The following is a 24,633-nucleotide window of genomic DNA, read 5'->3' as shown; positions in this document are numbered from 1 at the left end:
ACGACCTTTGCAAACAGGATCCCGTGTATTCTCTTTACTTGGAAACGGCGGAGCCGGAGAGTGCTTCGCACACCAGTCGGCCCATTTCTTTTGTTCCAATCGCTTTGCTTCTGTCTGCGGCGATGTCTCCGGTACGGTGTCCCGCTTCCAGTACGGACCAGACAGCACGCTCTACATCATCTGCCGCTTTGTCCATCCCAAAGGAGAGCCGGAGCATCATCGCTGCGGACAGGATCGTCGCCAACGGATTGGCGATTCCTTGTCCGGCGATGTCAGGCGCCGAACCGTGAACCGGTTCGTACAGGCCAAAGCTTCCCTCAGCGAGGCTTGCCGATGCCAGCATACCGATCGAACCGGTCAGCATGGCCGCCTGATCGCTCAAAATGTCCCCAAACATGTTTTCTGTCACGATGACATCAAACTGCTTCGGAGCCCGGACCAACTGCATGGCGCACGCGTCTACCAGCATATGGGAGAGCTCGACGTCCGGATAATCGGCCGCTACCCGCTCTGTTACCTTCCGCCAGAGACGGGAGCTTTCGAGAACATTCGCCTTGTCTACCGAGACGAGGCGTTTTTGGCGCTTGCGGGCCACATCAAACGCGACGCGGACGATACGCTCGACCTCCGCCTCGTGATAGATGCATTGGTCTTCTGCCACTTCGCCGTTCGGTCCGTCGTAGCGTTTTTTCTCTCCGAAATAGATGCCGCCTGTCAGCTCCCGGACGACGATCAGATCGACGCCAGATACGACCTCCGGCTTGAGCGAGGACGCCTCTACCATCGAGGAATGCATGGTCGCCGGCCGAATATTCGCAAACAAGCCCAGCTCTTTGCGAATGCCGAGAAGCCCCGCTTCCGGACGAAGATGGCCGGGATTTTGATCCCATTTGGGACCGCCCACGGCACCCAGCATAACCGCATCCGCTTCTTTTGAGATCGCGATGGTTTCTGCTGGCAGCGGTGTTCCATCTGTGTCGATGGCGATACCGCCGATGCGTCCGTATTTGTAGTCAAATGTTACTCCTTCACGTTCTGCCACCAAAGAGAGAACCTTGACCGCTTCCTCCATGATTTCCGGTCCGATTCCGTCTCCGGGCAGGACTGCGATGCGATAGTTTTTTTTCATCTTCATCCCGCTTTTCTTTCAGTATCGTCTCATGCAAGTATGGTTGATCTCTTCCACGTATCGTTTTTCTTCTATTTATATATGGTTTCATGCAGCCGATTCATATCCGGCATCATATACAACCGAATCGTTTTACCGGCTGCGTTCGGTTTCCTATCATTTTTACCGTCTGCCGTACGCTTTGGTCTCTTCCACTCTATCCTTTTTACCGTTCGTCTCACGCTCAGCTCGTCGCTGCTACCAGGGCCTCTCCGCGACGCTCCAGAATCTTGTTGATGGCCCGCACATAAGCAATGGCGCTCGCTTCCAGAACGTCCGTGCTTACGCCACGGCCGGTTACCGTAAGATCGCCCTGCTGCAAGCGGACAAACACTTCTCCGAGGGCATCCTGGCCTTGTGTTACCGAGAGAATTTTGTAATCGGTCAGACTGACCTCTTCACCCGTCGCCCGATCAATTGCCTTGTAAATGGAATCAACAGAACCGTTTCCGCATGCAGCCTCCTCGCATGTCGAACCATCTGCCCGCACCAGTCTTACGCTCGCGGTCGGTACGGAGAGGTTGCCGTAGGAAAGCTGTACGGACTCGAGGCGGTACATTTCCGTCCCGCGGACCATTTTTCCGTCAACCAGAGCCAGAATGTCATCGTCGCTGATCTCTTTCTTCTTGTCGCACAATTCCTTGAAGGAAGCAAAAGCCGCGTCGATCTCTTCCTGCTCCAGATGGTAGCCAAGCTCCACCAGCTTTTCTTTGAAAGCATGGCGGCCGGAGTGTTTGCCCAGCACCAGCTTGTTGGATTTGAAGCCGACGGATTCCGGACGAATAATTTCGTAGGTGGTCGCCTCTTTGAGCACGCCGTCCTGGTGAATTCCCGATTCGTGGGCAAACGCATTCGCCCCCACGACCGCCTTGTTCCCAGGCACGATCATCCCGGTCAAACGGCTGACCAGCTGACTGGTCCGGGCGATTTCCTTCAGATTCAGCTTGGTCGTCGCCTCGTAGAAATCCTTGCGAGTCTCAAGGGCGAGAGCCACTTCCTCCAACGCTGCGTTGCCTGCGCGCTCTCCGATACCGTTGATGGTTCCTTCCACTTGGGTCGCGCCTGCTTCCACTGCGGCGAGGCTGTTTGCCACCGCCATGCCCAAATCGTCATGGCAGTGACAGCTCAGGCGGATTCCTTCCACTCCGGGAACGCGCTGGCGCAGCTCGCGGAAGATGTTTCCGTACTGGTACGGTGTCATGTAACCGACTGTATCCGGGATGTTGACTGTGGTCGCGCCTGCTTTGATCACAGCTTCTACCACTTCGGCCAGAAAATCGATCTCGGTGCGGGCAGCATCCTCGGCGGAGAACTGCACTTCCGTAAAGTATTTCTTGGCGTATGTGACTGCTTCCACCGCTTTTTCCAGCACCTGCTCCTTGGACATGCGCAGCTTGTGCTCGCGGTGAATCGGCGATGTCGCCAAAAAGACGTGGAGGCAGGCGTTTTGCGCATGGCGCAGCGCTTCGTATGCCTTATCCATATCGCCCTTGACCGCGCGGGCCAGGCTGACAATGGTGGAATTTTTCACGCGCTTTGCCACTTCGGCCACGGACTTTTGGTCGCCCGGGGAGGCAGCGGCAAAACCCGCTTCAATTCTCGTAACGCCCAGCTTCTCTAGTTGTAGGGCGATCTCCACCTTCTCGTTCGTGCTGATGTTGACGCCCGGAGACTGCTCCCCGTCGCGCAGTGTTGTATCAAAAATCTCAATGGTCCGCATGAACTTTCCACCTCCACAAAAGTTGTTGTTTTGTTTTTTTTCTTATTTATTCAGCCAGGACATCATGCCACGCAGCTTCGCACCCACTTGCTCGATGCCGTGTTCTGCTTCCAGACGGCGGCGAGCATTGAAGCCAGGGCGGTTCGCCTGGTTTTCCAAGATCCAGTTGCGGGCGAATGTGCCGTCTTGGATTTCCGCAAGCACTTTTTTCATCTCTTTGCGAGTTTCGTCCGTGATGATGCGACGGCCTGTGCTGTAGTCGCCGTATTCGGCTGTGTCGCTGATGGAGTAGCGCATGCGGGCGAGTCCGCCTTCGTACATCAGGTCAACGATCAGCTTCAGCTCATGCAGACATTCGAAGTAGGCAATTTCCGGCTCGTATCCAGCCTCAACCAGCGTATCGAAGCCCGCTTTTACCAGCTCGCTCACGCCGCCGCACAATACAGCCTGCTCACCGAACAGATCTGTTTCAGTCTCTTCGCGGAAGGACGTTTCGATGACGCCCGCCCGGGTGCAGCCGATGCCGCTTGCGTACGCCAGTGCTGTTTCCTTCGCTTTGCCGGAAGCATCCTGGTATACCGCGATCAGACCTGGAACGCCGAAGCCTTCTTGATACACGCGGCGCACGAGATGGCCCGGGCTCTTTGGAGCAACCATGATCACGTCAACGTCTGCTGGAGGCACGATTTGCCCGAAGTGGATGTTGAAGCCGTGGGAGAAGCAAAGCGTCGCGCCCGCTTTCAGATTGCCTGCGATCTCGTCGCGGTATACTTGCGCCTGACGCTCATCCGGCATGAGGATTTGCACCACATCTGCACGGCTGGCCGCTTCCGCTACCGATACGACTTCAAAGCCGTCTTTTGCCGCTTGGTCCCAGGATTTCCCTTCACGAAGACCGACAATGACTTTATAACCGCTGTCGCGCAGGTTTTGTGCTTGCGCGTGGCCTTGGCTGCCGTATCCGATAATTGCTACCGTTTTTCCTCTCAGTGCCTCTTTGTTTACGTCTGCTTCATAGTACATAGTTACCATGTGTATAGCCTCCCTAAAAAAGTTTAGTTGTTATCATTATTCTGAATATGCTGGTTTATACGTTGGCCGGTACAGGCACAACACTGCGTGCCATTGCCATGGAACCGGTACGCGTCAGCTCAATGATACCGTAGGTTTGCAAAAGAACGAGCAAGGCGTCGATTTTTTCTGTATCCCCTGTTACCTGGACGATCAGCGAATTTGGACCTACATCGACGATTGCGGCCCGGAACGGCTCGACAATCCCGTTCAATTCGGCCAACTGGCTCGGGTTGGCACTTACTTTGATCAGTGCCAGCTCCCTGGATACAAAGCTGTTTGCGCTGAGGTTCGTAACATTGATCACATCAATCAATTTATAGAGCTGCTTCATTAATTGATCGATTTTTTGCTCGTCTCCCCCGGTGGTGATGATCATCCGGGACAGCCCCGCCTCTTCGCTTCCTCCGACAGTGATGCTGTCGATATTGAAGCCGCGCTGGCCAAACAGATTGGCGACACGCGTCAGCACGCCGGGTTGGTCATTGACGAGTACGGCAATCGTATGTCGCTGCATCTAGTCGTCCCCCAATACCATTTGATCTAATGTGTTGCCGGCAGCAACCATCGGATAGACGTTTTCTTCCTGGGCCACGCGGAAATCCACAACGACTGGACCGTCATGCCGGAGTGCTTCGGCCCAGACAGCTTCTGCCTCCTCTGGCGTCGATGCCCGCAAGCCCTTTACTCCGTAAGCCTCTGCCAATTTGACAAAGTCCGGGCTGCAGGTCAGATCGATCTGGCTGTAGCGGTTGTCGTAGAACAGCTCCTGCCACTGGCGAACCATTCCGAGACACTGGTTGTTGATGATGGCGACCTTGACCGGTACGCGATACTGGGCGAGAATTGCCAGCTCCTGGTTGGTCATCTGGAAGCCGCCATCCCCTACCACCGCGATAACTGTTCGCTCTGGATGTGCAATCTGCGCGCCGATCGCGGCCGGGAAGCCGAAGCCCATCGTGCCGAGACCGCCCGAGGAGATGAAGGAGCGGGTATGCTTGAACTTGTAGTACTGTGCCGTCCACATCTGATGCTGTCCGACGTCTGTCGTGACAATCGCTTCTCCATTCGTGGAGCGGTACAGCAGTTCAATCACCGCTTGCGGCTTCAAGACCTCGCCATCCTTTTTGTAGCTGTACGGCTTTTCTGCCTGCCACTTGTGCAGCTGCGCAATCCACTCCTCGGAGTCGCACCGGGAGATGAGCGGCAGCGCCTTTTGCAAGGTGCTCTTCACATCTCCGGTCACCTTTACGGCTGTGGAGACGTTTTTGCCAAGCTCCGCCGGATCGATGTCCACGTGGACGATGCGGGCTTTCGGAGCAAACTCCTTCGTCCGCCCCATCGTGATCCGGTCGTCGAAGCGGGCACCGAGCCCGATGACACAGTCAGCGTTGAGCAGCGCCTGATTGGCTGTGTAGGAGCCGTGCATTCCCGGCATTCCCAGAGACAGCTCGTGTACCCCTGGAAATCCGCCCAGCCCCATGAAGGTGTTGATGACCGGAATCCGCGCCGCTTCGGCGAAAGCGCGCAGCTCCTGATCGGCTCCGGCGGAAATGATCCCGCCGCCTGCCATGATTACGGGCCGCTTCGCCTTTGAAATCGCCTGAACGAAAGCCTCGACATCCTCGTCGCTCGGCACTACCTCGGCTTGATAGCCGCGAATTTCCACCTTTTCCGGATAGAAGAACGGCGCCTTGGCATTGCTGACGTCTTTCGGAATGTCGATCAGGACCGGTCCCGGGCGCCCTGTCGTTGCGATATGGAACGCTTCTTTGACGACTCGCGGAATGTCGCGGACGTCACGCACAAAGTAGCTGTGCTTCGTGATCGGGATCGTAATGCCCGTGATGTTGGCTTCCTGGAACGCATCCGTGCCGATCAGTTGCTGAGCCACGTTGCCTGTGATGCAAACGAGCGGAACGGAGTCCATCTGCGCCGTGGCAATCCCGGTTACGAGATTGGTAGCCCCCGGCCCGGATGTGGCGATGACCACGCCCGGCTTTCCTGTCGCCCGTGCATAGCCGTCGGCTGCGTGAATCGCGCCTTGCTCGTGCCGGGTCAGAATGTGCTTGAAGTAGCTGCCGTACAAAGAATCGTAAATCGGCAGGACCGCACCGCCCGGATAGCCAAAAATGTACTCCACTTGCTCCAGGATCAGGCTGCGCAGAAGCGTCTCCGCCCCTGTCACCTCCTCACCGAACTTGACCGGCGGCATGCCGTTCTTTCCTTGTAATTCGGCTGTTTGTACACTCATGTTTCTCTCCTCCTCCCACGGTCTCTTCATGTATTGAAAAAACCTATTGGCTAATAGAAAAACCCTTTCGCCCCGACACGGTTTTGTATGCCATGTCTGTTTGGGGCGAAAGGGTTCGCGGTACCACCCAACTTCATCGGCGCCTCACGGTCAGCCGATCTCAGCCAGTCGATTGAAGACTGCGACACGGTAACGGGTGTCAATCGGCCCTACCTACTAGCCGCTATGGCGGCAGCGACTTTCAGTAAGGCGGCTCGAAGGCGAGCAATGCTCTGCATTCTTTGCCCAGTTCTCATCATCCTGGGCTCTCTGTAAAAGAAGTGGCAGGCACCATCCTTGTCATAGCCGGTTTGAATCAATATTTTCAATATTTCATTGTTGTCTGAAAATAAAGTGTTATGTCTGATTATAGCCACGCGTCTAGGGGGTGTCAACGAGATAAAAAACATTTTGCCGGACTTTTGTCCGAACGAATGTTCAGTCAAAAACGGCTTCGCCGTGCGGTTTTTTCGTGTAAGCGGATTCACATTCTTTTCAAAAAATTTGCGCTGCCGCTGCATTTTCTCCGGCCCAGAGCCCCCTCCATCCTGCTTTCCGTCGAAAAACGAGTCAGGAGATTCCGATCCCTGCCCAGCAAAAAAGCCCGGGCTTTCCCGGACTTTCGGCATGGTCTCTCTTTACGCTTTCAGCCCATTTTTCTCCGCCATCCCTCTGATCAGCACCTTGGCTACCTCGGGTCGGGAAAATTCGGCTGGAGGCATCACTCCGTTGCGAAGCAGCTCCCTTACCTTTGTACCGGACAGCTTTACATGCTGCTTGCTGTCATGCGGGCAGGTCTTGCCTGTCGCCATTCCTTGGCATGCCTTGCAGTAGAAGCTGTGTTCAAAAAAGAGCAGTTGAATCCCCAGCTCCCCAGGCAAAAACTCGGAGAAAATGTGCTGTGCATCATAGGTTCCATAGTAATCTCCGACTCCGGCATGATCCCGCCCTACGATGAAATGGGTGCAGCCGTAATTTTTCCGCACCAAAGCATGAAACACCGCCTCTCTCGGCCCGGCATATCTCATCGCTGCCGGAAAAGAGGCCAAAAACACCCTGTCCCGCGGATAGTAATGCTCAAGCAGCACCTGATAGCTCTCCATCCGGACGACAGCCGGCACGTCGTCCGCCTTCGTTTCCCCCATCAGCGGATTCAGAAACAAGCCGTCGACGATTTCCAAAGCGGTCTTTTGGATGTACTCATGGGCCCGGTGGACCGGATTGCGTGTCTGAAACCCGACGACAGTCTTCCAGCCCTTTTCCTTGAATGCTTCCCTCGTCTCCGCCGGCGTGTAGTAGGTATCGGCAAACAGTGCGGGAATGGGTCTTTTCAGGACGTCGATCGGACCGCCAATGTACAGATCGGGCTTCTCAAACAGCTTTTTTACTCCGGGATGCTCCAGATCGTTTGTACGGAATACATGCAAGGCTTCTCGTCTTTTATCAGGCTTGTATTTGCTGTTAACCGTCAGCACTGCGTACACCGTACCATCTTCCCCCGCCAGCAGCACTTCGTCCCCGATCCCGACATCCCGCACAGTTCTCTCATCCACGGCGAGGGTGACCGGAATCGACCAGACCGTGCCGTTTTGCAAACGCATCGATTCGACAACAGACTCGTAATCCGCTTCTTCGAGAAAGCCGGTAAGCGGCGAAAACGCTCCGATGGCAATACAATCGATGTCTGACAGCGTCCAGCGATCCACCGTTATGACCTTGCGGCTTCCTTTCTGCGGCAACCTTTTTTCCGGCGATACGAGTCGATTGATCAAAATGCCACCGTGGGGCAGGCTGCACTGTTTCATCATCCTCATCTCCCATTGCTTATTTATGCAGTCCGCATTCTGTTTTCGAAAAACCGCTCCACCTGCCAGCACGGGGGTCCTCTCCCGGCATTACAGGCCGGGTGCAAACACTGCATCCAATACTCGGATAGTGGCGATCATGCAGAGGGTTGTAGACGACATCGTGGGACCGGATGTACGTCCAGACGTCTTCCTGAGTCCAATCCGCCAACGGGTTCAGCTTGACCAACTGAAATTTTTCATCCCACTCCACCTTTTTCGCATTTGCCCGCGTAGGGGCCTGCTCCCGCCGAATTCCTGTAATCCATGCGCTATATGTGGAAAGAATTTCTCGCAGCGGCTCTACCTTCCGAAGCTTGCAGCAGAGATTCGGTTCCCTTTCCCAGAGCTTGTCGCCGTATCTCTCCGCCTGTTCTTCCAGAGTGAGCGCTGGCAGCTTTTGAATGAATGAGATGCCATAACGCTCTTGCAAGCGATCCCTCGTCGACAGCGTTTCCGGAAAGTGTTTGCCTGTGTCGAGATAAAAGATTGGCGTTTTCGGGGCCAGCTTGTGCAGCATGTCGATCAAGACGACGTCTTCCGCACCGAAGCTGGATGCCAGGACAATCTCTGTCCCAAACTGTTCGATTCCCCATGCGAGCACATCCTGGGGGTGCTTGGTTTCCAGGCGGTAAGCTGTCACATTCAGCTCCGCGTCCGAAAACCTGCGTTGATGGGTCATGCGTTTACTCTCCCTTCCTGCTAGGCTTACCTCACATCATATGAGGAAAGCAGGCGGGTGGATATTCGTCCCGGCAAACAATTGCCCACCGGCAGCCAGTGAATTCTCCCGGTCAGTGATCGACTTTCCCGGAGAGCAAAAAAGCGCCGCCGGATTTTTTCATCCAGACGGCGCTCTTGAATCTACTTGTCAGAGTTTTCGTTTTCGTAGGGAGCAAAGAAGCTGACCACCGGCATTGTGGCTGGTGTTGCCAGTGATGTTGTGGCTTGCGCTGCCGCTTGCCCCTCAGACTGGCTGCTGTCAGATACGGTGCTTTTTCCCAGGAACGAGGATGGCGGCACCACGTATGTTCCTTTATTTTCTCTCTCCTTGGCAAAGGCTCCTGTCGTCAGCATCGCCGAGCTCGCTACTGCCAGAAGGCCCAACATCATCCATTTGTTCTTTTTCATCTGTTCTAACACTCCTATCCAGGATTTTCTTTCACGCTCTCATCGTAACGCATCTGCATGGAGGCCAGAAACGGACGGGAGATGGGTTTTATTTCCTCCCGGAGACGGATGCATCGGCAGGTTTCAAGCCTGAGTTCCCCCGGTGAGGCATACCATCCTTTCCAAGACCATTGCACCAGTACCAAATTCTCATTTTTTCCCAATTCCATGTACAAAGAAGAAAAAAATGGTACGATGCTGTTGTTCTGATTTTTTTCCTAGGAGGATTATGCATGAAGAAAGTGATCGGCATATGGCTTACGGCCATTCTCTTGATTGCCGCTCTCACCGCTTGTTCGCAAAACGCCAAACCGGCTGATGAGAAGGCCCCCCAAAAAACCGAGGAGGCTTCATCGGATACGAAAACATCCGATACATCCTCATCTGAAGCAAATAAAGCTCCCGGAGAAGCCGTCCCCTTTGAAGTGGTTGGACAGTCCTCTGAAGACGCTCCGACCGATCAGGGTCAGACCGAGGTGCGTCTCGGGGGGAATGTTACCGTCGAAGAGAAGGAACTCGTCATCAAAGGGACCAGCAATCTGCTGCCTGGGGCCATCGTGGAGGCGGAGGTTACCTCAAAGGGCTACAACATGTGGGGATACAAGGCAAAGACAGAAGTTAACGGGGACGGCAGCTTTGAGATGACTGTAAAAAAGCCGGATGTCAAAAATACGATGGATGTGGAGCTTTCCTTTGATCCCTACGACCAAAGCGATCGCCTCAAGAAAGTCTATGGAGATAGCGGGGAGAAGCTGGCCGGACCATTCGTCTACCAGTCCAGCAATTTTGCCGAGATAGCATACTACGCTGCTGCTTACGCTCATGTGGCCCATGATGCCCCACTCAAAACGGCCGTCGCATTTGAGACTCCGAAGTGGGATAGACCTTCCGATTACGGGGACCCGACCGTCTGGTTCAAACCAACTGTGACCAAGGATGAAAAATACCTCTACGTCTCGGTAAAAAGCAACCTGTTGGAAGGGGCAACTGTCAAAGGGGATGTCGATATTCCCGGGCACATTCATTACGGATACACGGACTCTACGCGTGTCAAGCCCGATGGCTCGTTTACCTTGCAAATCGCCCATCCCAAAAAGGTCAAGGAGTATTATTTCCTGATTCGCTATGAGCCTGAAGAGGTGACGTGGCCAACCTTGAAGGAAGCCTACGGAACAAAAGGCGAAAAGCTGAAGGGTGAACTGGTCAAAGTGAAAGACAAAGATGACAAGACGATCAATATCGTAGAGATGAAAATCAAAATTACCGAGTAGTGCCTGACTTTCAGTCGAAAAATGCGTGTAAAAAAGAAACTGCCGGTTCGCTTCACTTTCGCAAGCAACTCGGCGGTTTCTTTTTGTCTTAGCGAGCGGCATATGAGCAGACAGTCATATTTTCGGCGTCCGAATCGCTGCTATTTGGCGTCTGTCTCGCTGCTTGTGACATCCATCTGTTATTTTTTAAGCGCGACTCGCTGCTTTTCGGAGACCATGAGTTCACTTGCAGCTTTTCAAAAGTCCCACCGCAGCTTTTTAAAAGTCCACTCGCAGCGCTTCCCTTTATTTCTTCTGAGCAGCCTCAGGCTTCTTCGGTGTTCCTTCCAGAAGCAAATCCTGCATCGCTTTGCGCTTCTCCTTCGTCAGCCCCAGCGCTTTCTCCAGGTATTCGTCATAGGAGCCGTAAGACTTCTTGATTTCGTCGAGAGCAGTCTGGAGGTACTCCTTGCGCACATCCAGCAAGCCTTGAGAAATCTCCATGCTGTATGGATCGAGCGCGTCCTTGAACATGTCGACCGCGATCTTGTTTGCCCCTTCGCGGTATGTATTGCTTTGCTGAGCAGGAGTCATCCATTACGGTCTCTTCCGGTACGTCCAGGGTTAACTTTGGCTGCAAAAAGCTTTTTGGAGATTTTTCCGTCTCAGGGCTCATCCATCTTTCACTACTCGGTTCTCGAGCAAACAGGCGAAGGCATTCTCGGCTACGACGATTTTGGGCCGTACTCGATGCGAGACGTTCGCGCCGAAGTATGGCGACTGCCCTCTGTTCTTACTGCCGTTCGCGAAAAGCAGACGACTGTCTCCTTGTCTGATTCGCTGCACCAGTATCCTTCTCGTTATGTACAGGGGTTGAACCATTTGCTGATCGTGCCGATCTGCTCGTCGTCAACCGTCATTGGTTTTGCCGGATTATGCAGGCATGCAGGCGGTCCTTCTTCGATTTCCCAAAACCTGGTCCATTATGCATCAAATCCGCTGTCAGGAAGCTAAAGGCGCATAACCGCTCGCAGGCCGTGGCCAAAGCGATGGGCCGGGGGCTGATTTGCTAACTCGATAAAAATAAAAAAACCGGTCAACCCCGAAGGGACGACCGGTTTTATTGTCTTACGCGTTCAGTTTGCTTTTTGCAACTGTTGCCAGCTCGTTGAATGCCAGTTTGTCATTCACAGCCAGATCAGCAAGCATTTTGCGGTTTACTTCAACGCCAGCCACTTTCAGGCCATGCATCAGACGGCTGTAGGACAGACCGTTGAGGCGAGCTTGCGCGTTGATACGAGTGATCCACAGTTTGCGGAAATCACGTTTTTTCTGACGACGGTCGCGATACGCGTACATCAGGGACTTCATTACCTGTGCGTTCGCGGATTTAAACAGGCGATGCTTGGAACCGAAGTATCCTTTCGCCAGCTTCAGGATTTTCTTATGACGACGGCGTGATACAATGCCACCTTTTACTCTTGGCATACTAAATTCCTCCTGATATTCCAGCACGGCGGCCTGATTGACTAGCGGCCGGGGCGAAAGCCAGACTGAAAGCTGGCCGGCTTACCCAACCTCCACAAGGCGCTTAGGGAGCACATGCTGATCATAGTGTTTGTTGGTTCGAGAATACGGTTTACAGATACGTAACCAGCTGTTCGATGCGTTTTTGGTCGCCTTTGGACACCAGAGCGCCTTTGCGCAGGTGGCGCTTCGCTTTGGTGGATTTGTTGGCAAACAAGTGGCTGGTGTAAGCGTGGTCGCGCTTCAGTTGGCCGGAACCAGTCTTTTTGAAACGCTTCGCAGCGCCTTTATGAGTTTTCATTTTCGGCATGGTGGTAATCCTCCTGTCCTAAACTGCTGTTTCGAGGCGGTGTGGCCTCGGCTTTTACTTTTCCGCTTTCGGCGCCAAAATCATGATCATGCTGCGGCCTTCAATTTTAGGCTTGCGCTCTGGAGCTGCAAGATCTTCACAAAGGGTGGCAACACGTTCCAAGACTTGCTGTCCGATCTCGGAGTGAGTGATTTCACGTCCACGGAAACGAATCGAGCACTTCACCTTGTGCTGTTCTTCCAAAAACTTGCGGACGTTGCGAAGCTTCGTTTGAAAATCGTGTTCCTCGATGTTGGAAGAGAAACGCACTTCCTTCAACTCGATGATCTTCTGGTTGCGACGCGCTTCCTTTTCCTTCTTTGCCTGTTCGTACTTGAACTTGCCGTAGTCCATGATACGGCAAACCGGCGGCTTGGCTGTCGGAGCTACGTTCACCAGATCGAGATCAGCTTCCTGCGCGATACGCAGCGCTTCTCTGATGGGCACGACTCCCAACTGGCTCCCGTCCGATCCAATTAAACGGACTTCACGGGCGCGAATCGCTTCGTTCACTAACAGTTGATCCTTGCTAATACTTGCCACCTCCGTCTTTTTCGAGAAGGAACAAAAATGTGCGAACGCTAATGCGCCCGCACATATCTCACCTAGCAAATACAACAGATTCACAGATTGCTTTGCGAGTGACCTGTCAACAGTCAAAATGACGTCGAACCAGGTGAGAAGCTGGGCGCTCCTGCTTTTTCTCGAAGGTATAAGTGTTTATACTCATATAATCATACTGGGTGAAGCAAGTCTTGTCAAGGGGGACTTCACTTTCACTATCCACCGATATGGGACATCTCTACCTTGGATCGTTTGGCGATCCCCGGCGTATTCTTGAGACGCTCCTCGGAATAGCGGTCATCCCGGCGAAGCCAGATCGAGCTGATCAGCTCCCGGATTTCCCCGTCGCTCTTCCCTTCCCGCAGCGGCTCGCGCAAATCCTCGCCGGACGAGGCAAACAGACAGTTGTACATTTTGCCCTCCGCCGACAAGCGGGCACGCGTACAAGTGGAGCAAAACGCCTGGGTGACCGAAGAGATCAAGCCGATCTCCCCCTCCTCGCCGACATAGCGGTACCTCGATGCGACTTCTCCGTAATAATTGGGATCAGCGGCTTCCAAAGGCATCTCGCTGTGAATCATGCTGACGATCTCCCTGGATGGCACCACCTGATCCAGCCTCCAGCCGTTGCTGTTGCCGACATCCATGAACTCGATAAAACGCAGGATGTGCTTTTTCTCCCGGAAATACCGGGCCATCGGCAGGATATCCTGGTCGTTGACTCCGCGCTGCACGACCATATTGATTTTCACGCCAAGTCCCGCTTCAGACGCAGCCTCTATTCCTTCGAGTATCTGCTCCACGCGGTACCCTCGGCCGTTTATCTTGCTAAAGCGCTCGTCATCGAGAGAATCCAGACTCACTGTCACTCTGTCGAGTCCCGCCTGCTTCAGCTCCTTGGCGTGCTTGGCCAGCAGCGAGCCATTGGTGGTCATCGCAATATCCTTGACCCCCTCTACCCCGCGAATCATCCTGATCAAGTCCGCCAGATTCCTGCGCATCAATGGCTCTCCGCCTGTAATGCGGATTTTCTCGACACCGAGCGAAGTAAAAATGGCGGTCAACCGTGTAATTTCCTCAAACGTAAGCAGCTTGTGCTGCGGCAAGAACGGATAGTCCGGGCCAAATATTTCAGCAGGCATGCAGTATTGGCAGCGAAAATTACATTTGTCTGTCACAGATATGCGCAAATCGCGGAGAGGACGTTTTCGTGAATCAAACACTTGCTTTTCCATCGCTGACCACTCCCCATTCGCCATCATTACCCTGCTTGCTTACGCGGGTGACAGATGGGACGATATATATATGATACTGCCAGAATCGCGGCAATTGTAGCCCCCTAAACGCTCAACTTCTTGAACAAATTGCGGAGAACGGATGATTTCCAAAAGCTGTGCGCCCTCTTCGCTCCGGTAGAACGATCCGCTCATCAGCAGATCATAGCGCTCTTCGGCGACCGGAATAAAATCGAGTCCCATCGCTTTGGCCGCCGAATAAATGCCCAGTCCGACATCAGCAGTGCCACCGGCGACCGCGGCGGCGACACTTAAATGGGAGACTGCCTCACGGGAATAGCCGTAAATGTCCGCTTGATCAATCCGCTCTTGCTTGAGCAAATAATCCAGCAGCAGCCTCGTTCCCGCACCCCTTTGACGGTTGATGTACGTGACGCCGGGTCTTACCAGGTCGCGAACCGTAGCAATCCCCAGCGGATTTCCCGGTTTGACGATCCAGCCTTGCTGACGGTAGACCAGCTGGATGAGCACCACGTCCTTGCCGGGCAAATATTTTTCCACAAACGGCTGATTGTAGGTGCCTGTCGCTTCATCGAACAAGTGGATACCTGCGATATGGGCTTCCCCTTTTTGAATGGCCAGAATCCCTCCCATACTGCCGAGATGGGAGGAGACGAGGAACCGATCCGGATGGGCCAGGCGAAGCAAGGTATGGAGCACGTCCATGGACAAATCATGGCTTCCGGTAGCTACGATCGTGTTATGAATCTGCTCGAGCGGCCGATACAGCTCGATTTCCGCCGTCTCTCCCTGCTCGTATCCGAGATGGCCGGGGGAGATTCGCAAGAGCCCGTCGGCCCGTACCATCGACATGGTGACTCCCGCCGCGCGGGTCAATGGATTGGCGATGTACCTGCCGTCGATACAGCCGACCGTCATGCGGATAAAGTCTTCCGCTCCCATGACGGAAACGATGCGTCGCCCGATTGTCGCTTTAATCTTCTGACGCTCGTTCTCCATCACTCCATAATACCGATGAATGAGCGAACGGGCAAACCATTCCAGATTCAAGTAGGCGGAAACGGGATATCCCGGCAGCCCGATCACGGGTTTTCCTTCCACAATCCCGACTACCACCGGCTTTCCCGGACGGGTCGCTACTCCATGTGTCAGCACTTCCCCCAGCTCTTCCACGACATGGACGGTAAAATCCTCCCGGCCCGCTGACGAACCGGCATTCAACAGCACCAGGTCCGCATCCTGCACGGCCGATTTGACCGCTTCCCTGATCAATCCGCAGTCGTCCGGAACGATGCTGTGAATGACCGGCTCCGCCCCCCACTCCTCCAAATAAGCGGCAAAAACGGCTCCGTTAAATTCGATGATCTCCCCTTCGGCTACCTGCTCGGAAGGAGGGATCAGCTCCGATCCGGTCGGAATGATGACAACTCTCGGCTTCTTGTAGACCGGAATCGTGACATTGCCGCCCGCGAGCAATGCTCCCAGATCGACTGGCCGCAGCTTGTGGTGGGCCGGCACGATGACCTCGCCGATCACAACGTCTTCGCCGATCGGACGGATATGCTGCCAGGGTGCGACCGACTCCAAAATCTCGATCGTCTCCTCGTCCACCTGATGCACATATTCGATCATGATGACGGCGTCGAATCCGTCGGGAATCGGGTCTCCGGTATCTACTTCTACGTAGTCCTCCCCGCGCTTCAGCCTGACGGGATGCTGCTCGTCTGCCCCAAATGTCTTCTCAGCCCTTACGGCGATGCCGTCCATCGCAGATGCGTGGTAATTGGGCATGGAAACCTTGGCGTAAATCGGCTCGGCGGTAACCCGGCCAAGTGCTTTTGCCGTCGGAATGTACTCGATCTGCGGCGCGAAGCGGACTTTTTTCGCAATCTTCTCTTGTGCTTCCCGAAGCGGGGTGTCTTCCAGGTAGATTTTCCGCATACTTCTCCTCCTGCGAACGTTTCAGCGTTGGTTTGATCCCTGCGCTTTCGCCCTTCTATGACTTGCTTTTTTTGCTTCAGCTCTTGAAAAGATGTACTTTGACAGACTCGCCTTCTACGATTCCTTCTTTATTTGCCGCAATCTCCACGATCCCTTCGCTTTCGACCAGCGTGGAAATCAGGCCCGACTTTCCAAAGACGGGCACAGCCCACAAGCCGTCCTCTCTCTCCTCCAGCTTGACTCGAATGTAATCCGTCCGCCCAACCGCGGAAGGGACGTTTCTCGCTATTTTTGCCGACAGGCGCAGGTCCGTCTGAGCCGGGCGAAGCCCCTGGAGTCTCTCCAGTATGGGGACAGCGAAGAGTTGAAACATAATCATCGCCGATACCGGATGACCGGGCAAGCCCATCACCGGTTTTTCTCCCGCTTTTGACAGAATTGTCGGCTTGCCGGGCTTGGTCGCGACACCGTGAACCAGAACGCCGGGATCACCGAGAGACTGCATCACCTGTACGGTGTAGTCCCTCGTCCCGACGGAGCTGCCGCCCGACAAAATGAGAAAATCCACTTTATGAAACAATTCGCTTGCCCGTTTGGCAAAGGTATCGTAATCATCTTTGACGATTCCCCCGTACAGGACCGTTGCTCCGCATTGCCGGGCTGCCGCTCCGATGGTGACGCTGTTGATGTCCCTTACTTCTCCCGGGGCAAGCACCTTTTTTTCCGAAGGAACGATCTCGTCTCCGGTGGACAATATGCCGACGATTGGCCGAGGGTGTACACGCACCGATGTCCTTCCGATCGCAGACAGGACGCCAAGATCCTGTGGACGGAGCCGATGCCCGCAAGCCATGACCAGCTCTCCTCGCTCCACGTCGTCGCCGGCCCGGACGATATTTTCGCCTGGAGCAACTTGCCGGAAGACATTCAACATCTCCCCAACCTCTTCGACATGCTCGATCATGACGACGCTGTCAGCCCCGGCAGGGATCATCCCTCCTGTCGGAATTGCCTGAGCCTGTCCTTCATGCAGGGCAGTATCCGCTGCCATGCCCATCTCGATCCGGCCTGTTATGTCCAGGAACGCCGGCAATGAATCCGAGGCCCCAAACGTATCTTTGGCGCAAACAGCAAAACCGTCTACCGTCGAGCGGGAAAAGTGCGGCACCTGCTCATCAGAGATGACGTCTTCGGCAAGCACCATCCCGCACACTTCGATCAGGGGAAGCTCGACGGGAGGCCGGCAGGGCTGGAATTGCTCGTTGATGATGCGCAGCGTCTCGGACACGGTTTTTACATGGAAGAATTTCATGTCTGCCTCCCTTTGGAATAATCGTTTAGCTTGATCACAGGATCGACTATAATTACAAGAAAAAGGAGAAAATTCCGATATGATCGTAAAGGTATTCGCCAATTTCCGCGAAATTTGTCAGGCAAAAACGGTAGAAGTCCCTACAGACAACGGCAATCGGGTCATCGATATCCTCGAGACGCTGATCAGGATGTTTCCTGCGTTGGAAGAGGAGGTCTTCACACCGGAGCGAACACTCAAACCATTTGTCCACGTCTTTATCAACGGGCGCAATGTCATTCATGCAGACGGGCTGGAGACACGCGTGCAGGAGGATGACCAGTTTGCGCTGTTCCCTCCGGTAGCAGGAGGCTGAAATGGCTGAGCAAACCGTGGAGCTGCGCGGCATCCCTCTCTCTCACCTGATCACCTATCTCGCCGAGTGCGGCGGAGTGCCGCTCGGCGATACGCTGCCGATCACAGTCCGAGGCGAACGTTGGCAAGCTGAATTGTTGCGGGAGGAAACCATACCGATTACCTCCCGCTTTGAGGTGCAAGCCGTGTTTATCCGCTTTCAGGCTGACGATCAGGGAACGCTCGACCGACTGTGGGAACGCTTTCGGATCAAGGTTCTCCGGGTTGGCGGTTGACAGGCCGGAAACAGCCGGCGAGAAAGAAAGATAGCCAGAAAAAGGTGGATGCCAGGCTCCACCTTTTCTTGCTTGCTAGGAAATGCCCAGCTCTTTCAGTTTTGCTTCAGGCACAACGCCGTCCACCCAGCCGCGCACCTGGTAGTATTCGTCCAGCATGACGTCCATGCGGCTTACATGGCCGGCACTGTTCCCTGTTCCCGGCTCTTCCGTAAAGCGTTTGGGCAGGTGGTCGTCCTCCCGTTTATTGAATCCGGCCAGGTTGTTGTAATGGCGCTCCAGATTGTAGATGCGCTCGCCGATTTTCATGACGTCGTCCGCGCTTACTTGAACGCCGGTCATCGTCGCGTACTGCTCAGCGTAGTTCTCCGCATTTTCCGAGAACGAGGAGAATTTGCAAATGTTCATCGAGTCGGAGAAGGCCAATAGGTCCTGGAATACCTTCAGCAGCTCTCCCTTGCCTTCCGGCTTCAGGCGGTCTGTCGGCATCGGGATACCGGCAATTTCGCTGGCAACCGTGTACCCGCGCAGGTGACAAGCCCCCCTGTTGCTGGTCGCGTAGCCGAGTCCAATCCCCTGGATGCCGCGCGGATCATACGCCGGAATGGCCTGACCCTTGACGCACATCGCCAGGTTTTCGTCGCCGAAGTGCTTCGCCGCTCGGGCGGTTCCTTCTGCGAGCACATCGCCGATCCCTTTCCGGAAGACGAGCATTTCCGTCAGCTCGATCATCCGGTCTGCATCGCCCCAGTCGATTCTCTCTTCCGTCAGCCCCTTCTCGTACGCTTCCATCATACAGGACAGCGTATTCCCCAGCTCAATCGTGTCCATGCCGTGCTCGTTGCACAGATTGATCAAAAAGGAAATCGGCGCCGCGTCGCTTACTCCACAGTTGGCGCCAAGCGCCCAGCCGGACTCGTACTCGAAGCTCTCGACGCGGGTTTTGTACTTGCCTTCCTTTACTTCGACTTCCTTTTTGCAGGCTACCGGACAGGCATGGCAGGTATTGTCCGCCACGAGCAGCGTAGCGTTGACCGTCTCGCCGCTGTGCCCCTCTGCTCCGTCCCAGTGCGAATATTTGGAATTCATCGTCGGAAGTGCGCCTACTTCATTGATGATACTGGTCAAAACGTTCGTGCCGTATACAGAGAGACCGCCCTTTTTCGGAGCCGTCAGACCGCCTTCCATGATCGCTTTGAGCGCCTTCTGGTTTGCTTTCTTGTACTCCTCATCCTGTGCAGGCTGCGGCATGTTTCCTTTTTGGGGCGCCTTGATGACGATCGCCTTCAAATTCTTGCTGCCGGCTACCGCCCCTGTGCCCCCACGCCCTGCCGCTCGGTCGTTTTCGTTCATGAACCCCGCAAAGCGAACCAGATTCTCTCCCGCTTGTCCGATGCAGATCACACTCAGGTCTTCCTTGCCGTAGCGCTCTTGCATCGCCTTTACTGTAGCGCGGGTCCCCTTTCCCCACAAGTCGCTTGCATCGCGCAGCTCTCCCTGTCCGTTCTCGATGTACAGGTAGACTGGTTTGTCGCTTTTGCCTTTGAAAATGACGTTGTCGATGCCCGCCCACTTCAGCCGCGCAGCCGACCATCCGCCCATGTGGGAATCCGTCACCGTACCTGTCAACGGAGACTTGGTCACCATACAGAGACGGCCGCTCATCGCCGAGCGCGATCCGGTCACCGGTCCGGTCATCACACAAAGGATGTTCTCGGCAGAAAACGGTTCCACCTGCGGACCGTTGTCATACACGTATTTCACTCCAAGCCCGCGTCCACCGATGTACTTCCTCGCCAGCTCCTCGTCGATCTGGCGATAATCCACGGCACCGGAAGAGAGGTCGACCAGGATCTCGCGGTTTTTGAAACCTCCCAGGTTCATCGCATGCTTCCCCCTTTTTTTCCATATGGTTGAATCTGAACGTTATCCTCTCTAAGTTCGACTATCGAGCAGGATTTCCTTCCTATAATACTGCGGCGGATCGGCAAAATTACCAATTTTTCGATTATTTTTTCGACTGATGTATTGCCAAGCGAACCATTCCTCAAGTATGTTTGTTTTAAACAAAACGGAACCAAACTGCTACCAACAAAACCAAACAAAACCAAATTAACGTGCTCGGAAGGGGGATTCTGGTGGATCGGGCGTATCTCACTCCGGAAGAGGTCGCTGCAGTATTAAAGCTGTCCAAGTACACCGTTTACGAGATGATCAAGCGCAAGGAATTGCCGGCTTCCAAAATCGGACGAGCCCTGCGCATTCTCCGAACTGATCTCGACCATTTCATGCGCGCTCACAAATCGTCAGAGGAGGAGCTTCCGACTCTCCATGACCGCGCCGCCGTTTTGCGAAGAGGTCACCCGCTGCAGGAGATTTACTTTGCCGGCAGCCATGACTTGTCGCTCGACCTGCTCACCCGTATGATCGCCAGACGCGGGGTAACGCTGTTCCCTGTCTATTCCGGGAGTATGGACGGATTGATCGAGCTGTACAAAGGCCGCGTGGACATCGCCGGCTGTCACCTGCTGGACCAGACGACCGGCGAGTATAACCTCCCCTATATCCGCTCTCTGCTGCCAAACGAGGAGGTGGCCGTCGTCAATCTCGTCACCCGTTGGCAAGGGTTTATCGTGCCTCTGGGCAATCCGCGGATGATCACCAGCTGGGAGGAGTTTCTCTCGGGCCGTCACCGCATCGTCAACCGTCAGCGAGGCTCAGGCACTCGGGTGCTGCTCGACTTCAAGCTGCGCCAGCTCGGCCGCTCCGCCGATCGCGTACCCGGCTACTACCGGGAAATGAACACACACTACGAGCTTGCTTCCGCTGTCCTGCGGGGAGACGCGGACACTGCACTGGGAATCGAAAGTGCCGCCCGCGGGCTTGGACTAGACTTTTTCCCTGTGCAGGAAGAGCGGTACGATCTCGTATTGCCTACGAGACTGCTCGATCAGGAGCGATTCCGCATCATGCTCGAGGTGCTGCGCGACCCGGGCTTTAAACAAATGGTCGTCGCCATGGGAGGCTACGGGGTGTCCTCAACCGGAAAAATAATTGACAGAATGTAAAAATGATTTCAACAATAGGGAGATGATTAGATTGAAGCGTCTTTATGTCTCTTTCTTCGCTGCCGTTCTTTCTTTGCTTCTCGCCGCCTGCTCGCAGGAGCCATCGGCAGCAACGCAAAGCTCGCAGCAGCCTCCGGCAGGAAATCAGCAGCAGGCCACCGCTGCGGAGCCGCGGCAACCGGCAGCTCCCGAATCGAAGCCGTCGGAATCGTCCGCCAAGGAGATCGTTTTGGCCACGACGACCAGCACGCAAGATTCCGGCCTGTTGGATGTGATGCTGCCCGCCTTTGAGCAAAAGAGCGGCATCAAGGTAAAGGTCGTCGCCGTCGGAACCGGACAGGCGATCAAGCTGGGCGAGGACGGCAATGCCGACGTGCTCCTCGTGCACTCCCGAAAGGCGGAGGACGAATTCGTATCCAAAGGATTCGGAACAGACGCCTATGACGTCATGTACAACCAGTTCTACATCGTAGGTCCCGCTGATGATCCGGCCGGCGCAAAAACAGCGAAAACCGCAGCAGAAGCGTTTGCCCTCATCGCGGAAAAGAAGGCTCCATTCATCTCTCGCGGTGATGATTCGGGAACGGACAAGAAGGAGAAAAGCATCTGGAAGGAAGCGAAGCTCACTCCCGAGGGCGACTGGTACCTCTCCTCTGGTCAAGGAATGGGGGCAACCCTGCAAATGGCGGATGAGAAAAATGCCTACACGCTCACAGATGAGGCCACCTATCTCTCCCGCAAGCTGAATTTGCAGGTCGTCATGCAGGGAGATCAGTCTTTGCTGAATCCATACGGCATTATCAAAGTAAAATCGACTTCCAAACCGGATGAAGCGATGCAATTTATCCAGTTTTTCACCGGCGAGGAGGGGCAAAAAATAATCGGCGAGTTCGGGAAAGACAAATACGGAAAAGGGCTGTTCGTCCCTTCTGCCAAGAAACGATAGGGGCTCTGCTTCATGCTCATGACCCCTGAAGTATGGGAGGTTGTCTGGCTCTCCCTCAAAGTGACAACGACTGCAATATTGCTCGGCTCTTTGATCGGCATTCCGCTCGGCGCCTGTCTCGGTCTTTATTCTTTCCCGGGAAAACGGCTGGTTATCGTATTGATTTACACTTGTATGGGTCTTCCCCCGGTGTTGGTCGGGGTCATCGTCTATTTATTGCTCTCCCGATACGGGCCGCTCGGTTCGCTCGGCCTTTTGTTCACTCCGGAGGCGATGATGCTTGCCCAGGTCGTCTTGGTCACTCCGATCCTGGCTGGATTAAGCCTGTCTGCCGTCCAGGCAAAGGAGAGGGCCTATTGGGAAACCGCGAAAAGTCTCGGTGCCAGCCCTCTGCAGCTCGTCTTTACCATCGTCAAGGAAGCGCGCAAAGGCATCTGGGCTGGCGTAGCAGCCGCATACGGCAGAGCGATTTCCGAAGTTGGCGCCGTCATGCTCGTGGGCGGTAATATCGAGCACCATACACGGGTTATGACCACAGCGATCATACTCGAAACGAGAATGGGCAACTTCACGGCAGGACTGCAAATGGGATTGGTCCTTTTGCTGATCAGCTTTTTGTTCAACAGCTTCTTGGTTATCGGCGTACTGAACCAATTAAAAACCGGGCGGAGATGACAGGATGAACAAGCTCAAGCTCAGCGACCTGGAAGTCGCCTACAGAGGAAAGACCGTATTGCGTGTAGACAAAGCCGTATTTGAACATAGGAAAATCTACGGCATCGTCGGTCCCAGCGGTTCGGGCAAAAGCACCTTGCTGCGTGCGATGACGCTGTTGGAGCAGCCGGCTGCAGGCAGGATGGATGTGTTTGGCACGGTTGTTGACCTTTCTTCGCTCACCCACGCAAAAGGCTTGCCACTGCAGCGGCGGATCGGTTACGTCCCGCAAAAGCCAACCATGTTTGACTCCACCGTCTTTGACAATGTAGCACTGGGGCTGCGTTATCGCGGAACAGATCGGACGGCGATCCGTTCGCTCGTCACGGAAGCGCTGGAACTGGTCGAGCTGGGGCATACGGCCAAGCAGCGTGCGCATACCCTATCGGGCGGAGAGGCGCAGCGGATCGCCCTGGCAAGGGTGCTGGTATACCAGCCTGATCTGCTCTTTCTCGATGAACCGACTGCAAACCTCGACCCTTATCACATCGCCATTTTCGAGCGAGTGCTGAAAGCGATCCAACAGACGCGGGACATCACGATCCTGATCGTGACTCACAATTTGCAGCAGGCAAGGCGGTTGACCGACGAATGCTTGTTTATCCACAAGGGACGGATCGTTGAAAACGGAAGTACGGAGGCGTTTTTTACCCGGCCGAAAAGTCCCGAGCTGCAGGACTTCCTCTGCGGCCGGATGATTTACTAAAAAAGGGGGCCTGGATAATGAATCCGGATTGGATGCAGCGCTATTCCAGACAGATGCTGTTTGCCCCGATCGGCAGTGCGGGACAAAATATGCTGCAACAGAAAAAAGCGGCAGTCGTCGGGATGGGAGCACTGGGAACCGTTCTCGCCAATCACTTGGCGAGAGCCGGCGTCGGATACCTGCGGCTGATCGACAGGGATTTTGTGGAGGAAAGCAACCTCCAGCGGCAAATGCTCTACGATGAAGCGGATGCCAGGCAGCATCTGCCAAAAGCGGTCGCCGCAACTGCCAAGCTGAGGCGCATCAACGCTGACATTGCTGTCGAAGGAATCGTCGCAGACATCAGCCCGGTCAATGCGGAAGCCCTGCTCTCCGATGTGGATGTCATTCTCGACGGGACAGATAACTTTCAGATTCGTTATCTGATCAACGACGTAGCCGTAAAGCATTCGATTCCCTGGGTTTACGGCGGCGTTGTAAGCGCGCGCGGAATGTTCTCTGTTATCCGCCCCGGCATCACTCCCTGCTTTCGCTGTCTATTTCCTACCGCTCCCGCAGGACGGGGAGAAACATGCGATACAGTCGGCGTGATCGGCCCTATTGTTCACATTGTCGCATCCTACCAGGCGACGGAAGCGCTCAAACTGCTCATCGGAGCGGATGACATGCTGAATCCCCATCTGGAACAGCTAGACATCTGGGAAAACGACTTCATGCAGATGAATGTCGCAAATGGCCGAAATCCTGCATGCCCCGCCTGTGTCGGGCGAAGCTTCAGCAGTCTCGAGTGGCAAGAAGGGGCTGAGGAGTTTGCCGCGCTGTGCGGCAGAGATACGGTCCAAATCAGCCCGCAGCGCCCCCTCTCTGTCAATCTCGACCGAATGGCCGAGCGCTTTCGCGTCCTCGGACGAGTCGAAGCCAATCCGTTTTTGCTCCGCTTTCATGTGGAAGGCTGCACGCTCGTCTTTTTCCAGGACGGACGCGTGCTCATCCAGGGTACAGATGACATCGCAGCTGCCCGGAGACTGTACGCCAAGTACGTAGGACATTAACGGACAGTCGGGAGCAAAAAAGCCCTGGTCTGCAGATCATTCCAAGAGGGGGT

Annotated in this window: 26 protein-coding genes and 1 other annotated feature; of the genes, 9 read left to right on the top strand and 17 right to left on the bottom strand. The window is 54.7% G+C overall.

Annotated elements, in window-relative coordinates:
* Nucleotides 1-34 precede the first annotated feature (34 nt).
* The 9 genes from leuB to NST96_RS08570 form a co-directional block, all read right to left on the bottom strand.
* Nucleotides 35-1,129 (bottom strand): 3-isopropylmalate dehydrogenase, encoded by a 1,095-nt coding sequence (leuB, locus tag NST96_RS08610; RefSeq protein ID WP_024984402.1) that lies wholly within the window; start codon nucleotides 1,127-1,129, stop codon nucleotides 35-37.
* A gap of 223 nt (nucleotides 1,130-1,352) precedes the next feature.
* Nucleotides 1,353-2,888: a 2-isopropylmalate synthase gene (locus tag NST96_RS08605; protein ID WP_003387809.1), complete on the bottom strand. Its 1,536-nt coding sequence runs from the start codon at nucleotides 2,886-2,888 to the stop codon at nucleotides 1,353-1,355.
* Between the two features lie 42 nt (nucleotides 2,889-2,930).
* Nucleotides 2,931-3,920, bottom strand: a complete 990-nt coding sequence (gene ilvC / locus NST96_RS08600; RefSeq protein ID WP_003387810.1) for a ketol-acid reductoisomerase — start codon at nucleotides 3,918-3,920, stop codon at nucleotides 2,931-2,933.
* A 55-nt stretch (nucleotides 3,921-3,975) separates the two neighbouring features.
* Nucleotides 3,976-4,476: an acetolactate synthase small subunit gene (gene ilvN, locus NST96_RS08595; protein WP_003387811.1), complete on the bottom strand. Its 501-nt coding sequence runs from the start codon at nucleotides 4,474-4,476 to the stop codon at nucleotides 3,976-3,978.
* Nucleotides 4,477-6,213 (bottom strand): biosynthetic-type acetolactate synthase large subunit, encoded by a 1,737-nt coding sequence (gene ilvB, locus NST96_RS08590; protein ID WP_003387812.1) that lies wholly within the window; start codon nucleotides 6,211-6,213, stop codon nucleotides 4,477-4,479.
* 209 nt (nucleotides 6,214-6,422) lie between these two features.
* Nucleotides 6,423-6,881, bottom strand: coding sequence for a hypothetical protein (locus tag NST96_RS08585; protein WP_003387813.1), 459 nt, complete (start codon nucleotides 6,879-6,881; stop codon nucleotides 6,423-6,425).
* Nucleotides 6,882-6,890: 9 nt separating this feature from the next.
* Entirely contained in the window at nucleotides 6,891-8,057 is a 1,167-nt protein-coding gene (sat, locus tag NST96_RS08580; RefSeq protein ID WP_003387815.1) for a sulfate adenylyltransferase, read from the bottom strand.
* 19 nt (nucleotides 8,058-8,076) lie between these two features.
* Complete coding sequence (locus NST96_RS08575; protein ID WP_003387816.1) at nucleotides 8,077-8,778, bottom strand: phosphoadenylyl-sulfate reductase; 702 nt, start codon at nucleotides 8,776-8,778, stop codon at nucleotides 8,077-8,079.
* A 182-nt stretch (nucleotides 8,779-8,960) separates the two neighbouring features.
* Nucleotides 8,961-9,227, bottom strand: a complete 267-nt coding sequence (locus tag NST96_RS08570; protein WP_342406040.1) for a hypothetical protein — start codon at nucleotides 9,225-9,227, stop codon at nucleotides 8,961-8,963.
* A 272-nt stretch (nucleotides 9,228-9,499) separates the two neighbouring features.
* Here NST96_RS08570 and NST96_RS08565 point away from each other — a divergent pair, with 272 nt between their 5' ends.
* Nucleotides 9,500-10,537, top strand: a complete 1,038-nt coding sequence (locus tag NST96_RS08565) for a hypothetical protein (protein WP_039071390.1) — start codon at nucleotides 9,500-9,502, stop codon at nucleotides 10,535-10,537.
* A gap of 285 nt (nucleotides 10,538-10,822) precedes the next feature.
* On the opposite strand, the gene NST96_RS08560 is transcribed toward NST96_RS08565, so the two are convergent.
* Nucleotides 10,823-11,110: a tyrosine-protein phosphatase gene (locus NST96_RS08560; RefSeq protein ID WP_003387819.1), complete on the bottom strand. Its 288-nt coding sequence runs from the start codon at nucleotides 11,108-11,110 to the stop codon at nucleotides 10,823-10,825.
* 36 nt (nucleotides 11,111-11,146) lie between these two features.
* On the opposite strand from NST96_RS08560, the gene NST96_RS08555 reads away from it, so the two are divergent.
* Nucleotides 11,147-11,530, top strand: a complete 384-nt coding sequence (locus tag NST96_RS08555; RefSeq protein ID WP_243013971.1) for a hypothetical protein — start codon at nucleotides 11,147-11,149, stop codon at nucleotides 11,528-11,530.
* A gap of 114 nt (nucleotides 11,531-11,644) precedes the next feature.
* Here the strand turns inward: NST96_RS08555 and rplT are convergent, their stop codons facing one another.
* From rplT to glp, 6 genes are all read right to left on the bottom strand, one after another.
* The gene (gene rplT, locus NST96_RS08550; protein WP_003387821.1) at nucleotides 11,645-12,004 is read right to left on the bottom strand and encodes a 50S ribosomal protein L20; all 360 of its coding nucleotides are present in this window, start codon (nucleotides 12,002-12,004) and stop codon (nucleotides 11,645-11,647) included.
* 151 nt (nucleotides 12,005-12,155) lie between these two features.
* The gene (gene rpmI / locus NST96_RS08545) at nucleotides 12,156-12,353 is read right to left on the bottom strand and encodes a 50S ribosomal protein L35 (RefSeq protein WP_003387823.1); all 198 of its coding nucleotides are present in this window, start codon (nucleotides 12,351-12,353) and stop codon (nucleotides 12,156-12,158) included.
* 54 nt (nucleotides 12,354-12,407) lie between these two features.
* A complete protein-coding gene (gene infC, locus NST96_RS08540; RefSeq protein ID WP_031932304.1) occupies nucleotides 12,408-12,911 on the bottom strand; it encodes a translation initiation factor IF-3 in 504 nt (167 codons plus the stop codon).
* A gap of 41 nt (nucleotides 12,912-12,952) precedes the next feature.
* Nucleotides 12,953-13,098 (bottom strand) — a sequence feature (ribosomal protein L20 leader region).
* A 73-nt stretch (nucleotides 13,099-13,171) separates the two neighbouring features.
* Nucleotides 13,172-14,191, bottom strand: a complete 1,020-nt coding sequence (gene moaA, locus NST96_RS08535; protein WP_003387825.1) for a GTP 3',8-cyclase MoaA — start codon at nucleotides 14,189-14,191, stop codon at nucleotides 13,172-13,174.
* A gap of 39 nt (nucleotides 14,192-14,230) precedes the next feature.
* On the bottom strand, nucleotides 14,231-16,153 hold the full coding sequence (locus NST96_RS08530; RefSeq protein ID WP_251247222.1) for a molybdopterin biosynthesis protein: 1,923 nt from the start codon (nucleotides 16,151-16,153) through the stop codon (nucleotides 14,231-14,233).
* A 76-nt stretch (nucleotides 16,154-16,229) separates the two neighbouring features.
* Nucleotides 16,230-17,465 (bottom strand): gephyrin-like molybdotransferase Glp, encoded by a 1,236-nt coding sequence (gene glp / locus NST96_RS08525; protein ID WP_171506405.1) that lies wholly within the window; start codon nucleotides 17,463-17,465, stop codon nucleotides 16,230-16,232.
* A gap of 79 nt (nucleotides 17,466-17,544) precedes the next feature.
* Here glp and NST96_RS08520 point away from each other — a divergent pair, with 79 nt between their 5' ends.
* Together NST96_RS08520 and NST96_RS08515 are read left to right on the top strand one after the other, a co-directional pair.
* The gene (locus NST96_RS08520; protein ID WP_003387828.1) at nucleotides 17,545-17,820 is read left to right on the top strand and encodes a ubiquitin-like small modifier protein 1; all 276 of its coding nucleotides are present in this window, start codon (nucleotides 17,545-17,547) and stop codon (nucleotides 17,818-17,820) included.
* A gap of 1 nt (nucleotide 17,821) precedes the next feature.
* The gene (locus NST96_RS08515) at nucleotides 17,822-18,094 is read left to right on the top strand and encodes a hypothetical protein (RefSeq protein ID WP_003387829.1); all 273 of its coding nucleotides are present in this window, start codon (nucleotides 17,822-17,824) and stop codon (nucleotides 18,092-18,094) included.
* A gap of 75 nt (nucleotides 18,095-18,169) precedes the next feature.
* On the opposite strand, the gene NST96_RS08510 is transcribed toward NST96_RS08515, so the two are convergent.
* Nucleotides 18,170-19,978: an aldehyde ferredoxin oxidoreductase family protein gene (locus NST96_RS08510; RefSeq protein WP_003387830.1), complete on the bottom strand. Its 1,809-nt coding sequence runs from the start codon at nucleotides 19,976-19,978 to the stop codon at nucleotides 18,170-18,172.
* A gap of 254 nt (nucleotides 19,979-20,232) precedes the next feature.
* Here NST96_RS08510 and NST96_RS08505 point away from each other — a divergent pair, with 254 nt between their 5' ends.
* The 5 genes from NST96_RS08505 to NST96_RS08485 are packed head-to-tail and all read left to right on the top strand — an operon-like array spanning nucleotide 20,233 to nucleotide 24,580.
* The gene (locus tag NST96_RS08505) at nucleotides 20,233-21,162 is read left to right on the top strand and encodes a helix-turn-helix transcriptional regulator (RefSeq protein ID WP_327969845.1); all 930 of its coding nucleotides are present in this window, start codon (nucleotides 20,233-20,235) and stop codon (nucleotides 21,160-21,162) included.
* A gap of 31 nt (nucleotides 21,163-21,193) precedes the next feature.
* Nucleotides 21,194-22,108: an extracellular solute-binding protein gene (locus NST96_RS08500; RefSeq protein ID WP_171506404.1), complete on the top strand. Its 915-nt coding sequence runs from the start codon at nucleotides 21,194-21,196 to the stop codon at nucleotides 22,106-22,108.
* Nucleotides 22,109-22,120: 12 nt separating this feature from the next.
* Nucleotides 22,121-22,783 carry an ABC transporter permease gene (locus NST96_RS08495; protein WP_003387833.1) on the top strand — a complete coding sequence of 221 codons (663 nt, stop codon included), beginning with the start codon at nucleotides 22,121-22,123 and terminating at the stop codon, nucleotides 22,781-22,783.
* 4 nt (nucleotides 22,784-22,787) lie between these two features.
* Complete coding sequence (locus NST96_RS08490) at nucleotides 22,788-23,528, top strand: ATP-binding cassette domain-containing protein (RefSeq protein WP_003387834.1); 741 nt, start codon at nucleotides 22,788-22,790, stop codon at nucleotides 23,526-23,528.
* A 17-nt stretch (nucleotides 23,529-23,545) separates the two neighbouring features.
* Nucleotides 23,546-24,580, top strand: coding sequence for a ThiF family adenylyltransferase (locus tag NST96_RS08485; protein WP_024984411.1), 1,035 nt, complete (start codon nucleotides 23,546-23,548; stop codon nucleotides 24,578-24,580).
* Nucleotides 24,581-24,633 lie beyond the last annotated feature (53 nt).

It is taken from the genome of Brevibacillus sp. FSL K6-2834, from assembly GCF_038592925.1.
GTDB classification, from domain to species: Bacteria; Bacillota; Bacilli; order Brevibacillales; family Brevibacillaceae; genus Brevibacillus; species Brevibacillus borstelensis.
Note: the sequence above shows the minus strand (reverse complement) of the source record. Positions and strands in the feature narration are given on the sequence as shown.